Origin of the sequence: Raineyella fluvialis, assembly GCF_009646095.1 — a bacterium.
Lineage (GTDB): Bacteria > Actinomycetota > Actinomycetes > Propionibacteriales > Propionibacteriaceae > Raineyella > Raineyella fluvialis.
In genome coordinates this window covers 700,745-712,617 of record NZ_CP045725.1, presented here as the reverse complement: position 1 = coordinate 712,617, position 11,873 = coordinate 700,745, and the positions used below count along the sequence as shown (strand labels likewise).

The 11,873-nt window shown below is 69.3% G+C and carries 12 protein-coding genes and 1 tRNA gene; 5 read left to right on the top strand and 8 right to left on the bottom strand.

Annotated elements, in window-relative coordinates; genetic code table 11:
- Window positions 1–36: 36 nt before the first annotated feature.
- Complete coding sequence (helR, locus tag Rai3103_RS03250) at window positions 37–2,178, bottom strand: RNA polymerase recycling motor ATPase HelR (RefSeq protein WP_153571374.1); 2,142 nt, start codon at window positions 2,176–2,178, stop codon at window positions 37–39.
- A 163-nt stretch (window positions 2,179–2,341) separates the two neighbouring features.
- Here helR and Rai3103_RS03245 point away from each other — a divergent pair, with 163 nt between their 5' ends.
- Both Rai3103_RS03245 and Rai3103_RS03240 read left to right on the top strand, forming a co-directional pair.
- A complete protein-coding gene (locus Rai3103_RS03245) occupies window positions 2,342–2,989 on the top strand; it encodes a phospholipase D-like domain-containing protein (RefSeq protein ID WP_153571373.1) in 648 nt (215 codons plus the stop codon).
- Window positions 2,990–3,102: 113 nt separating this feature from the next.
- Complete coding sequence (locus Rai3103_RS03240; protein ID WP_153571372.1) at window positions 3,103–3,954, top strand: formate/nitrite transporter family protein; 852 nt, start codon at window positions 3,103–3,105, stop codon at window positions 3,952–3,954.
- Between the two features lie 126 nt (window positions 3,955–4,080).
- On the opposite strand, the gene Rai3103_RS03235 is transcribed toward Rai3103_RS03240, so the two are convergent.
- From Rai3103_RS03235 to Rai3103_RS03225, 3 genes are all read right to left on the bottom strand, one after another.
- Window positions 4,081–4,157 (bottom strand) — tRNA-Pro (locus Rai3103_RS03235).
- 96 nt (window positions 4,158–4,253) lie between these two features.
- A complete protein-coding gene (locus Rai3103_RS03230; protein ID WP_153573585.1) occupies window positions 4,254–5,156 on the bottom strand; it encodes a metallophosphoesterase in 903 nt (300 codons plus the stop codon).
- A 16-nt stretch (window positions 5,157–5,172) separates the two neighbouring features.
- Entirely contained in the window at window positions 5,173–7,467 is a 2,295-nt protein-coding gene (locus Rai3103_RS03225; RefSeq protein WP_153571371.1) for a transglycosylase domain-containing protein, read from the bottom strand.
- Window positions 7,468–7,845: 378 nt separating this feature from the next.
- Here Rai3103_RS03225 and Rai3103_RS03220 point away from each other — a divergent pair, with 378 nt between their 5' ends.
- Window positions 7,846–8,175 carry a WhiB family transcriptional regulator gene (locus tag Rai3103_RS03220; protein ID WP_153571370.1) on the top strand — a complete coding sequence of 110 codons (330 nt, stop codon included), beginning with the start codon at window positions 7,846–7,848 and terminating at the stop codon, window positions 8,173–8,175.
- A 12-nt stretch (window positions 8,176–8,187) separates the two neighbouring features.
- Here Rai3103_RS03220 and Rai3103_RS03215 read toward each other — a convergent pair whose 3' ends face one another.
- The 4 genes from Rai3103_RS03215 to Rai3103_RS03205 form a co-directional block, all read right to left on the bottom strand.
- Window positions 8,188–8,943: an MBL fold metallo-hydrolase gene (locus Rai3103_RS03215; protein WP_153571369.1), complete on the bottom strand. Its 756-nt coding sequence runs from the start codon at window positions 8,941–8,943 to the stop codon at window positions 8,188–8,190.
- A 91-nt stretch (window positions 8,944–9,034) separates the two neighbouring features.
- Window positions 9,035–9,493 carry a RidA family protein gene (locus Rai3103_RS03210; RefSeq protein ID WP_153571368.1) on the bottom strand — a complete coding sequence of 153 codons (459 nt, stop codon included), beginning with the start codon at window positions 9,491–9,493 and terminating at the stop codon, window positions 9,035–9,037.
- Window positions 9,490–9,654, bottom strand: coding sequence for a Sp36 family protein (locus Rai3103_RS16880; protein ID WP_194793244.1), 165 nt, complete (start codon window positions 9,652–9,654; stop codon window positions 9,490–9,492). The genes Rai3103_RS03210 and Rai3103_RS16880 overlap by 4 nt, the downstream gene beginning before the upstream one ends.
- A gap of 9 nt (window positions 9,655–9,663) precedes the next feature.
- Window positions 9,664–10,341: a Crp/Fnr family transcriptional regulator gene (locus Rai3103_RS03205; protein WP_153571367.1), complete on the bottom strand. Its 678-nt coding sequence runs from the start codon at window positions 10,339–10,341 to the stop codon at window positions 9,664–9,666.
- A gap of 144 nt (window positions 10,342–10,485) precedes the next feature.
- Here Rai3103_RS03205 and nth point away from each other — a divergent pair, with 144 nt between their 5' ends.
- Complete coding sequence (gene nth, locus Rai3103_RS03200) at window positions 10,486–11,205, top strand: endonuclease III (protein ID WP_194793243.1); 720 nt, start codon at window positions 10,486–10,488, stop codon at window positions 11,203–11,205.
- Window positions 11,202–11,864, top strand: a complete 663-nt coding sequence (locus Rai3103_RS03195; protein WP_194793242.1) for a TlpA family protein disulfide reductase — start codon at window positions 11,202–11,204, stop codon at window positions 11,862–11,864. The genes nth and Rai3103_RS03195 overlap by 4 nt, the downstream gene beginning before the upstream one ends.
- Window positions 11,865–11,873 lie beyond the last annotated feature (9 nt).

Genomic DNA, 11,873 nt, shown 5'->3' with positions numbered 1-11,873 from the left:
TCGATCGACGGGGGCCCTTGTCCGTCCCTGCGGCCCTCAGGTGAGGATGACCAGTTCCCGGGTGGAGCGGGTCATGGCGACGTAGCGGTCGACGGCTCCCTCGATGCCCGCCCCGAACGCCGCCGGCTCGACCAGGACGACGAGGTCGAACTCCAGACCCTTGACCTCCACCGGCGACAGTGAACGGACCCGCTCGGTGCCGGTGAAGGTCGGGTCGCCGACGACGCAGGCGACGCCTTCGGCGTGTTCGGAGAGCCAGGCCCGGATGATCGGGTCCCGCTCGGCGACGGCGCCGTACGTGACGGGGATGCCGGTGCGGCGGATGGAGGTCGGGACGTTCGCGCCGGGCAGTGCCGCGCGGATGACTGGTGCGGCCACAACCATGATCTCCTCCGGGGTCCGGTAGTTGATCGTCAGCGTCGCGTGCCGGACGGTGTCGAAGCCGACTCGGCCGAGGCGTTCCTGCCACGACTCGGTGAAGCCGTGACGGGCCTGGGCACGATCACCGACGATGGTGAAGCTGCGGGACGGGCAGCGGCGCAGCAGCATCTGCCATTCCGCGTCGGTGATCTCCTGGGCTTCGTCGACGACGACGTGCGCGAACGGGCCCGCCAGCGGCTCGCCCGTCGAGTCGGGCACGTCGTCGTGCAGCAGTGACTCCCGCATGCTGTCGCGGCGCAGCAGTTTCAGCCCGCTCTCCGGGTCGTCATCGGCCGCCAGGATGTTGTCGACGACCTGATCCATGTACGCGCGGTCGGCTGCCAGGGCGGCGCCGTGCTGCCGGCGCCGCTGGGAGGCCTCCGGGTCACCGAGACGTGCCCGCAGTGAATCCAGGAGGGGAAGGTCCGACATCGTCCACGGCGCTCCCTCGGGTCGTCTCAGCAGTCGTCGATCGTCGGCGGTCAGCCAGGGCGCGCAATGGCGCAGGTAGGCGGGCACGGACCACAGATCGGAGACGAGGTCGGTCGCCGACAGGATCGGCCACGCCCGCCGGAAGGTGGTGCGCAGGTCGTCGTTGCGTTCCAGTGAGCGTCGCAGCGCCTGCGCGGGCACCTCGTCGTCCTCGCTGTTGTCGACGAGGATCTCCAGCAACGCCTCCCACACGTCGTCGCGCGCCTCGTTGTGAGGGGTGCCGGGATCGGGGGCCTCGAAGGCCTCGGCCCAGTCGTCGGCCCGCAGCCGGATGTCGGACCAGTCGGTCTCGACGGTCAGGTCCTCGGTGGGCGGCTCCTCGTAGAAACGTACGGCCGACTCCACCGCGTCCACCATGGCGACGGAAGCCTTCAGCCGGGCTACCCGGGGGTCGGCCTCGACGCCCGCGTGGGCCCCTTCCGGCACCAGTTCACGCAGGGTGCACGTACGTACCCCGTCCTCCCCGAGGTTGGGCAGGACATCGGCGACGAAGTCCAGATAGGGCTGGTGGGGGCCGACGAACAACACCCCGCCACGTCGAGCGCCGAGCCGGGGGTCGGCGTAGAGCAGGTAGGCCGCGCGGTGCAGGGCGACGACCGTCTTCCCGGTTCCCGGACCGCCGTCGACGACGAGGGCACCGTGCGAGTCGGCACGGATGACGGCGTCCTGGTCTGCCTGGATCGTGGCCAGCACGTCCCGCATCCGCGGCGAGCGGGCGTCGCCGAGGCTGGCGATGAAGGCGGACTGGTCGTCCAGAGCGGCCCTTCCCGCCAATCCCTCCAGGGAGAAGACCTCGTCCCAGTAGTCGACGACCCGGCCCCGGGACCAGCGGTAGCGGCGACGACTGACCAGACCCATCGGGTCGCCGTGGCTCGCGGCGAAGAACGGCTCGGCGGCCGGCGCCCGCCAGTCGATCACCAAGGGCTCGCCGTCGGCGTCGGACAGCCCGAGCCGGCCGACGTACACCGGGTCCGGATCCCCGGCAGCGACCATCCGTCCCAGGCAGATGTCGAGGCCGAAGCGCTCCAGCACCCGCAGCCGCGCCGTCAGCCGATGGATCTCCAGGTCCCGGTCCATCGCCTGCCGTCCGCGGCCACCCGGGGCCTTGCGCAGCGCGTCGCGGCGCTCCGAGAGGTTGACCACCTGCCTCTCGAGGGTCCGGGCGATGAGAGCGAAGTGCTCCTCGTCGACGGCGATCAGGGCGGGGTCGGCCTTGGCGGCGAGACGGTGAGGGAGGTCGAAGGTCGTGGGGGTAGCAGGCGTCATGGCATCGTCTCCCTCGGATCTACGCGGCGACCGGCGGAACTGTGGCGTCGCGGTCACCGATTGTGCGCCGGACCCTGGGCCTTGCGGCAAGCCCCCCACTCAGCTATAACCTGAAATTGCCGGTGAGGCCGTGGGTCCGCGACCGCCGTCCGAGGAGGTCCGGATGACCGCGAGTGCGCCAGTGCCCTTCTCCTGGGACGGGCTCGGCATCTACAAGAAGGAAGGCCGGTTCCTCGAGGGGTACCCGGCCGACGAACGTACGTTCTTCTCGCCGCGCGATGACATCCATGGGCTGCTCGTGGCCGTGCTCGGCACCGCCCAGCACTCCATCGTGGTCAACATGTTCGGCTACGACGATGACATCCTGAACGGGATCATCCAGGAGAAGTTGTCCGACGAGAAGGTCTTCGTCCAGATGAGCCTTGACCGGACTCAGGCGGCCGGCGTCCACGAGAAGGCCATCCTCGCCAAGTGGCAGAACGACGGCTTCGGCAACAGCATCGCCATCGGCACCAGTTCGGTCCACAACGCGATCTCCCACCTCAAGATCGTGATCGTCGACGGCATCTACACCGTCAAGGGATCGACCAACTGGTCCCTGGCCGGTGAGCAGCAACAGGACAACGAGCTCACCCTGAGCCGCAACCCCGTCATCGCCGCGGAGACACGGGCCATCCTCGACCTCAACCACGACTTCATGCTGAAGCAGATGGCGGGTACCAAGCTGAACGTGGCCGCCTTGATGGCCCCGACGGCGCCGGCGTCGCTGCCACCCCTGCCGCCGGTGCCTGGCGAGTCCCCGCACATCTGAGTGAAAGCGACCCGGGCGGGTATCTAGATCCACAGCGCCGAACGCACGTCTGTGCAGGGAGGCGCTGCTGTCACCACGCAGAGGCGCTGTCGCCATGTCCTTGGGAGTCGACCATGTCGTTCAACACCCCGGCAGAGATCACCCGGCTTGCTGTTGCATCCGGTGAGACGAAGGCGAACGCCAGTCCTCCCAAGGCGCTTGTCGCCGGTTTCCTGGCCGGCGCCTACATCGCCTTCGGCGGCCTGCTGGCGACCGTCACGTCCGCCGGTCTGGATCCCAAGTCGTGGGGCGGCCTGATCACGCTGGTGACTGGGGTGACCTTCAGCCTGGGTCTCATCCTGGTCGTGATCGCGGGGGCCGACCTGCTGACCGGCAACATGATGCTGGTGCCACTCGCGGTGTTGAGCCGCCGTGTGACGCTCGCCAAGCTGGCCCTCAACTGGTTGTGGGTCACGATCGGCAACCTGGTCGGGTCGGTGTTCGTCGCCTGGCTGTTGGCCGACCAGACCGGGCTGTTCGCGAAGGGCTCGATCAACTTCGCCCGGCTGGCCGCGATCGCCACCGGCAAGGCGATCACCGAGTCGCACTGGGAGCAGTTCGTCCGAGCCATCGGCTGCAACTGGCTCGTGTGCCTGGCCGTCTGGATCGCCCTGGCCGCCACCAGTACGGGCGGCAAGATCCTCGCCATCGTCCCGCCGATCACCGCCTTCGTGGCGCTCGGTTTCGACCACGTCGTCGCGAACATGTTCTTCCTGCCGGCCGCGATGATGGTCGGCGCCGGAGACCTCTCCCTCGCCGACACCACGCTCAACCTGGTCTTCGCGTACCTCGGCAATGCCGTCGGCGCAGGAGTGTTCGTCGCCGGTGCCTATTTCTACCTCTACGGCGACACCCAAGGACAGCCCGGCGCTGCGGCCGGTGCGCCCGCTGTCGACGAACGCCGCAACGCTCCCCACGACCGCTGAGGGCGGAGAGGAAACCTCGGCGTCCTGGCAGCAGGTTCGTCCGACGTCCGAGCTTTGCCGGAGAACCAGAAAGGCCCCAATCCCCACAAAGAGGATTCGGGCTCTCCGATGTCCTGAGACATCACATGGTCGGGGTGACAGGATTTGAACCTGCGGCCTCTTCGTCCCGAACGAAGCGCGCTACCAAGCTGCGCCACACCCCGTCCGCCCTGTCGGGCGGCGCGTCATGCCCTCGCGAGCACTAGAGAACCATAGCGCACCAGCTCCCACGAGGAAAATCGAGCGGCGCCTCCGGACGCCTACCTCGCCCGCGGCAGCAGCGTCAGCAGGGTGGCCTCCGGCGGGCAGGCGAACCGGTACGGAGCGAACGGTGAGGTGCCCAGCCCTGCCGACACGTGCAGCGCCGCCGTCCGGCCCTCGGTGGAGTGGGTCGTCAGGCCCTTCACCCGTTTGCGGTCCAGGTCGCAGTTGGTCGCCAGCGCCCCGTAGAAGGGCACACAGACCTGCCCGCCGTGGGTGTGGCCCGCCATCAGCAGGTCCATCCCGTCGGCCGTCATGGCGTTGAGGACCCGGGCGTACGGGGCGTGGACGACACCGATGTGCAGGTCGGCCTGCGGGTCGGCGGGTCCCGCCACGGAGGCATAGTCGTCCCGGCGGATGTGCGGGTCGTCGGTGCCGCGGAACTCGATCCGGTGGTCGAGCAGGTCGAACGTGGTCGCCGCGTTGTTCAGGTCGGCCCAGCCACGATCGGTGAAGAGGGCCCGCAGCGCCTCGGTGTCCAGTTCGGCCCGCGTAGCGGTGTCGTACGAACTGGGGCCCTTGACGACATAGTCGGTGGGGTTCTTCAGGACCGGCCGGTAGTAGTCGTTGGATCCGAAGACGAAGACGCCGGGCCGGTCGAGCAGCCGGCCGAGGGCGGCTTCGAGGTGATCGAGCGCGGAGTCGGACGACAGGCTGTCCCCGGTACTCACCACCAGGTCGGGCTCCAGCCCGGCGAGCAGCGAGATCCACGACTGCTTCGCCCCGTGCGACGGCAGCAGGTGGATGTCTGACAGGTGCAGGATCCGCAGCGGGGCCGTGCCCGCGGGGAGGAGCCGGCGGCTGAAGCGGCGCAGCCGGAACTCGTTCAGTTCGACGAAGTGCCCGTACGCCACGCAGGCGGCCCCCAGCGCGGCGCCACCGAGCAGCGTACGACCCACCATTCGGGCAGGCGCCATCTCAGTTGCCCTTCGTGGCGGTCGGGCTGGGGGAGGGGCTCTGGTCGCCGCCCTGGGGAGAGGGGCCCGCGGAGAAGTTCAGGTACACCGTCGAGGACTGCGGCGCCTGATTCTTCGGGGTGACGCCGAGGAAGGTGCCGTACGGTGCCGCGTTGTACAGGTACGTCTGCTGCACCGTGAAACCGGCGTTCTCGAGGGCCTTGCGGGCATCGTCGGGTTTCATCTGGTCCACTCCCTGGGGGAGCGAGACCATCTGGCCGGTCTGGAACTCCGGCTTCGTCTGCCCGAAGGGCGTCGCGGGCTTGCCCTCCAGCCCCGCGCTCATCGCCGACTTGAAGATGCGCCCGGCGTCGCCGGAGCCGGTGCCGGTCAGGTAGGTGCCGGAATCGGGGAGGCGAATACCCTTCAGCGACTTGTTGTGGGAGTTCCAGAACGAGTTGGTCTTGTCGATGGCGATCATCGAGGCGCCGGCCAGTTCCGGGGTGTACCCCACGAACCACACAGCCTGGTTGCTGTCGGTCGTACCCGTCTTGCCCGCTTGGTCGTCGTAGCCGTCCACATGGGCGGGACGGCCGGTGCCGTTCGCGGACACGCCCTTGAGAATGTTGTTCACCGAGGAGGCGACATCGGCGTCGATGGTCCGCTGGCAGTTCGCGGTGGGGGTGGCGAGCGGCTTCCCGTCGACGGTCGTCATCGAGCCGATGATGATCGAGTCGCAGTGGATACCGCCGGAGGCGAAGGTCGCCATCGCCTCGGCCATCGACACCGGGGCGACCTCGGCGACACCGAGGACGAAGGACGGGGTGCGGTTGAAGTCCTTGACGATGTCGCCGCCACTGGCCAGCTGCACGCCGACCTTCTGCGCCATCCTGGTGGCGTTGCAGACTCCGGCGTCGCGGATCAGCTGCACGTAGAACGTGTTCACCGACCAGTCGGTGGCGGTCTGGAGATCCATCGACGGGGCCGAGCGGGTCGAGTTCGCCACCGTCCACGGCTCGCGCAGGACGAACGGTCCGTTGCACGACTGGAAGGTCGTGCCCTGGAAGCTCATCGGGGAGTCCGCCGGGTAGGTCTGGCTGGTGGGGATGCCCTTCTCCATGGCCGCGGCCAGGGTGAAGATCTTGAAGGTCGAGCCCGCCTGGTAGCCCTCGGCGCCGCCCATCGCCTTGGTGGCGTTGTAGTTGTAGAACGTCTCACCGTCGCCGTTGCCCTCCGAGGGGCGGCTCTGGGCCATCGCCTGGATCTCGCCGGTGCCGGGCTTGACCATCACCATCGTGCCGAGCGCCGGGTCCTTGTCCGAGACGACATCCGACACGGCCTGCTGCGCCGACTCCTGGACGCGCGGGTCGATGGTCAGCTTGATGGTGAGGCCGCCGCGGTTCAGCATCCGCTCGCGATCCTGGACCGTCGTGCCCAGTGCGGGCGACTGCAGCAGCTGGTGGACGGCGTACTCGCAGACGAACGGGTACGTGCTGGAGGCACAGCCGTTGCGCGTCGGGTTGACCTTGGACGGATCGAAGGTGGTGGCCTTGGCCTTGTTCACCTGGTCCTGCAGGGTGGGGTCGAGCTGTGCCATCCGGTCCAGCACCACGTTGCGCCGCTGTGTCGCGGCTTCGGGATGCAGCCGGGGGTTGTAGGCGTCCGGGCTCTGCACCAGGCCGGCGAGCATGGCCGCCTCGCCCAGGTTCAGCTCCTTCGCCGACTTGTTGAAGAAGTGTCGTGCCGCCGCCTCGACCCCGTACGCTCCGTCGCCGTAGTAGGCGATGTTGAGGTAACGCTCCAGGATCTGGTCCTTCGAGAGGCGCTTCTCCAGGGCGATCGCGTAGCGCATCTCCTGCACCTTGCGACCGTACGACTTCTCCTGCGCCTGCTGGACGCCCTGCTCGTTGCCGTTGGCCAGCGCGGTCTCGATCTGGACCCGCTTCACGTACTGCTGAGTGATCGACGAGCCGCCCTGGGTGGAGCCGCCCGAGCTGTTGCGCAGGAACGCGCGGATCGTGCCCTTCACGTCGACGGCACCGTGCTGGTAGAAGCGGTTGTCCTCGATGTCGATCTGCGCGTGCTGCATCACCGGGGCGATCTCGGAGAGCGGGACGTAGACGCGGTTCTCGTCGTAGAAGGTCGCGAGTCGCGTGCCGTCCGACATCAGCAGCGTCGAACGCTCCGCCTGGGGTGGTGTCTCCAGGTTCGTGGGCAGGTCCTGCAACCCGGCGGCAGCCGCCTTGAGGGTTGCGGAGGCGACGCCGACGCCTGGCATGACGAAGCCGGCCGCGAGCACACCCATCAGGACGCTCACCACCAGGAGCGTCAGGAGCGCCTGCGTGCTGCTTCCGGGGCGAGGATTGTCCGACACATATCAGAGACTACGTGACGGGGGGATACGACCCAATGGTTATGCGTCGGAGGGTCGGGAGCCGGCTCGACGTGACGAGCCTCTCGTGGAGGACATAGTACGCCTGGTGAGCCACGGTGTACCGCTGAACCGCTAGGGGCTACGATGGCCCGAGTAACACCACTTGGGTGATTGGTCCACTCATCCGGCCGGACGGCAAACAGGCGCCGTTCGTCACCGGGGATTCAGTCGGTCGAGTGGTGGGTACTCCGGGGATCAGGGGGATCTTCGGGCGAGCTTGAGCCGCACCGCTCCAACGACGGATCGAAAGGCGGGGTCATCGTGACCGCACTTGTCGGTGAAGACTGGGCAGTACACGCGAATTGCGGAGGTCGTTTCGACGAGCTCTTCGCAGAGGGAGCAGCCCAGCGCAAGGCACGGGGTATCTGCATGGGCTGCCCGGTACGGGTGGAATGCCTGGCGGAAGCCCTGGACAACCGGATCAACTGGGGGATGTGGGGCGGGCTCACCGAGCGCGAGCGTCGCAAGATCCTGCGCGAGAACCCCGAGGTCACCGAGTGGGCGGACCTCCTGCGGGCGCACGACGGGCGGGTCCCGGGCGCCGTGCACCATCCGGCGGCGAAGAGGACCGCGGCTGCCGCTGCGGTCTGAGACCGGTCCACCTCACGTCAGTTCGAGGTACTCCAGCTGTGCCCTGACGGTCAGTTCGGCGGCCTTCTGGGTGGGGCCCACCAGGTCGCCGTACACCGCGTCGACGAGCGCGGCGACCGAGGTGTGACCCTTCTGGTAGGCCGCCCGGATCTGGTCGAGCCGCTGCAGGCGGTGCTCGCGGTAGGCGCGGATCGTGGCGGTCGGTTCCATGATCACCGGACCGTGTCCGGGCATCAGCCGACGGACGCGGAACAGCTGGACCAGGCGCTCCATCTTGTCCAGCGTGGCCAGATACTGGGCGAGATTGCCGTCAGGCCAGCTGATCTGGGTCGTGCCCCGGCCCAGGATCGTGTCCCCGCAGAACAGCACCGGTCCGTCGTCGAGGAAGACGATGAAGCCGATGGAGTCGCGGGTGTGCCCCGGGAGTGTGACGCAGATGACCGCGTTCCCGCCGACCTGCCCGCGTTCGCCGTCGCGCAGCGGGTCGGTCATCGAGATCGCGGGGTCGTACGCCCGGATGGGGCTGCCCGTCCACTCGGCGAGCCGCATCGCGCCGCCGACGTGATCGGCATGCCCGTGGGTGATCCAGATCTCGGAGATCCCGTCCGGGCAGGCGGCCCGGACGCGGTTGAGGTGGCCGAAGTCTGAGGGTCCCGGGTCGATGACGATGGCCGGGGTGCCGCCGGCACCGGGAAGGATCCAGGTGTTGGTTCCTTCCAGGGTCATCGCCCCGGGGTTGGGCACGAGGATGCGCACAGGTTCGGTCACGATGACTCCTCGTCGCGCGGCGGTGCCGACGCGATCGTCTGCTGGGGGAGGTGACCGGCTCCGGGTCGGGCCGATCGGTGGGCCGGTGCCCTCAGCCGAGGGTGACGGTCAGCTCGACCTCGACGGGCGAGTCGAGCGGGAGGACGGCCACGCCGACGGCGCTACGGACGTGGCGTCCGGCGTCGCCGAAGACGTCACCGAGCAGTTCGCTGGCGCCGTTGGCCACGGCCGCCTGGGCGGTGAAGGCCGGGTCGCTGGCGACGAAGACGCAGACCCGGGACACGCCAGTGATGGCGTCGAGCCCACCGGCGGCCTCGGCCGCGGCCGCCAAGGCGTTCAGGGCGGCGGTGCGGGCCAGCTCGCGGGCCTGCTCGGCGTTCACCTCGGCGCCGACCTTGCCGGTCAGCGGCAGGGTGCCCTCGACCAAGGGCAGCTGGCCGGAGGTGGTGACCAGGTCACCGTGGCGCCGGGCGGGAACGTACGCCCCCACCGGGACCGCCACGCTCGGCAGGGTGAGACCGAGGTCGGCGAGCCGCGAGGTCGGACTCACTTCCCGGCCTCGAGGGGCCGCTTGAGGTAGGCGACGAGGTTCTCCGGGTTGGGGCCGGGGACGACCTGGACCAATTCCCAGCCGTCGATGCCCCAGTTGTCGAGGATCTGCTTGGTCGCGTGCGTCAGGACAGGGACGGTCACGTACTCCCACTTGGTCATGGCGTCAGACTAGCGGGCTCGCCGGGACACCCGGTCCATGTCGAGGATGGTCACCGAACGCGGCTCGAGGCGGATCCAGCCGCGGGCGGCGAAGTCGGCCAGTGCCTTGTTCACCGTTTCCCGCGAGGCCCCGACCAGCTGGGCCAGCTCCTCCTGGGTCAGATCGTGGTGCACCAGCATGCCCTCGGGCCGCTGCTCGCCGAACCGGCCGGAGAGATCGACCAGTGCCTTGGCGACCCGGCCGGGGACATCGGAGAAGACCAGGTCGCTGACCGAGTCGTTGGCGTGGCGCAGGCGGCGCGCCAGCTGGGCCATGATGCCCTGGGCGACCTGCGGGTACTCCTTGAGCCACTGGACCAGGTCCTCGTGCTCGAGGCAGCGCAGTTCCGCCGCGGTGACGGCCGTCGCGGTGGTCGAGCGGGGTCCCGGGTCGAAGACCGACAGCTCGCCGAACATCTGTCCCGGCCCGAGCACCTCCATGAGGTTCTCCCGACCGGTCGCGCCGGTGCGACCCAGCTTGATCTTTCCGGACACCACGATGTACAGCTGGTTACCGGTGTCGCCCTCGTGGAAGAGGACCGCACCCCGACTCAGGCGGATGCTCGACATGGTGTGGGCCAGGGCGTTGGTCGCCTCGCGATCCAGTCCCCGGAACAGGGGTGCCTGCTTGAGCACGTCCGGATCCACTTTTCCTCCTGCGCTGGCCGTGGTTACGCGCCTAGACTAGCCGTTCAGCGTGAGCCGTGTCGCAGGGGATGGGTGGGTCGGTCACATGTTCCGAGGGAACGCCTTCCCGCGCCGGCCGTAGGGCGCGGCGGTTACCCTGCTGGAGTGAGCGCGCGCGATGCCCTCGACGGGAGGGAGACGAGGACGGCACTGGTCCGGCGAGCCCGCCGCATCGACCGCATCCTTGCCGAGACCTACCCGGATGCCCGGGCGGAGCTGGACTTCGGGTCCGCCTGGGAGCTGCTGGTGGCGACCATCCTGTCGGCGCAGACCACCGATGTCCGGGTGAACGCGACGACGCCGGTGCTCTTCGACCGTTGGCCCGATCCCGAGGCGCTGGCAGGCGCGGATCGTACGGAGCTGGAGGAGGTCCTGCGGCCCCTGGGCTTCTATCGGGCCAAGAGCGAGGCACTGCTGCGGCTGGGGCGCCGGGTGCTGGACGACTTCGGCGGCGAGGTGCCGCGGACGTTGCCGGAGCTGGTCACCCTGCCCGGGGTCGGCCGCAAGACGGCGAACGTCGTGCTGGGCAATGCCTTCGGCGTGCCGGGGATCACGGTGGACACGCACTTCGGGCGACTCGCCCGACGGTTCGGCTGGACCACCCAGACCGACCCGGACAAGGTGGAGGCCGAGGTCGGGGCGCTGTTCCCGCCGCGCGACTGGGTGATGCTGTGCCACCACTTGATCTGGCACGGCCGACGTCGCTGCCATGCCCGCCGGCCCGCCTGCGGGGCCTGCCCGGTGGCGGCGCTCTGCCCGGCGTACGGCGAGGGGGAGACCGACCCCGTGAAGGCGGCGGCCCTGGTCCGGGAGCCCCGCGGATGAGCGGGAGGCGTACGGCGCCCGCGCTCGTCGCGGTGGCCGTCATGGTGCTGGCGGCCGGGTGCGCGACGACCCAGCCCGTCCAGCCGCTCGGCAGCGCTCCGGCGACCGCTGCTCCGGCGACCGCCGTGTCGACGAGCGGTGCCGCTTCGCCGGATCCGGCCCTGGTCGCCAAGCGGGCGGCCCTCGGTATCGCCCCGTGTCCAGCCTCTGGGGCTGCCGGCGGGTCCGGTGCCGCGGCGGACGGGCTGCCGGCGGTCACCACCGCCTGCCTCGACGGATCGGGGCCGGTCGACCTGGCCGCCCTGCGAGGGACGCCGATGGTCGTCAATCTCTGGGCGACCTGGTGCGGACCCTGCCGTACGGAGGCTCCGTTCCTCGCCGAGGTGTCGAAGGAGTCGGCGACGACGGTGCGGTTCATCGGGGTGGATGTGGCCGACCCGGATCCGGCGGCAGCTCTCGACTTCGCGGGGGCCCAACGCTGGTCGTACGCCCAGGTGGCGGACCCCGATCGCCGGTTCTCCTCCCAGTTGGGTGTCGTCGGCATCCCTCAGACGGTGCTGGTCGATGCCTCCGGCCGGATCGTCTACCGCCACGCCGGAGCGCTCACGTCGGCCGACCAGTTACGCGGACTGCTGCGCGACCACCTGGGCACGTCGTAGCCGGTCGGC

Excerpts from the sequence above, each read along its gene's own strand:
- Rai3103_RS03195 (WP_194793242.1), top strand. The coding sequence starts at position 11,202 with ATGAGCGGGAGGCGTACGGCGCCCGCGCTCGTCGCGGTGGCCGTCATG.
- Rai3103_RS03245 (WP_153571373.1), top strand. The coding sequence starts at position 2,342 with ATGACCGCGAGTGCGCCAGTGCCCTTCTCCTGGGACGGGCTCGGCATC.
- helR (WP_153571374.1), bottom strand. The coding sequence starts at position 2,178 with ATGACGCCTGCTACCCCCACGACCTTCGACCTCCCTCACCGTCTCGCC.
- Rai3103_RS16880 (WP_194793244.1), bottom strand. The coding sequence starts at position 9,654 with ATGACCAAGTGGGAGTACGTGACCGTCCCTGTCCTGACGCACGCGACC.
- Rai3103_RS03240 (WP_153571372.1), top strand. The coding sequence starts at position 3,103 with ATGTCGTTCAACACCCCGGCAGAGATCACCCGGCTTGCTGTTGCATCC.
- Rai3103_RS03230 (WP_153573585.1), bottom strand. The coding sequence starts at position 5,156 with ATGGTGGGTCGTACGCTGCTCGGTGGCGCCGCGCTGGGGGCCGCCTGC.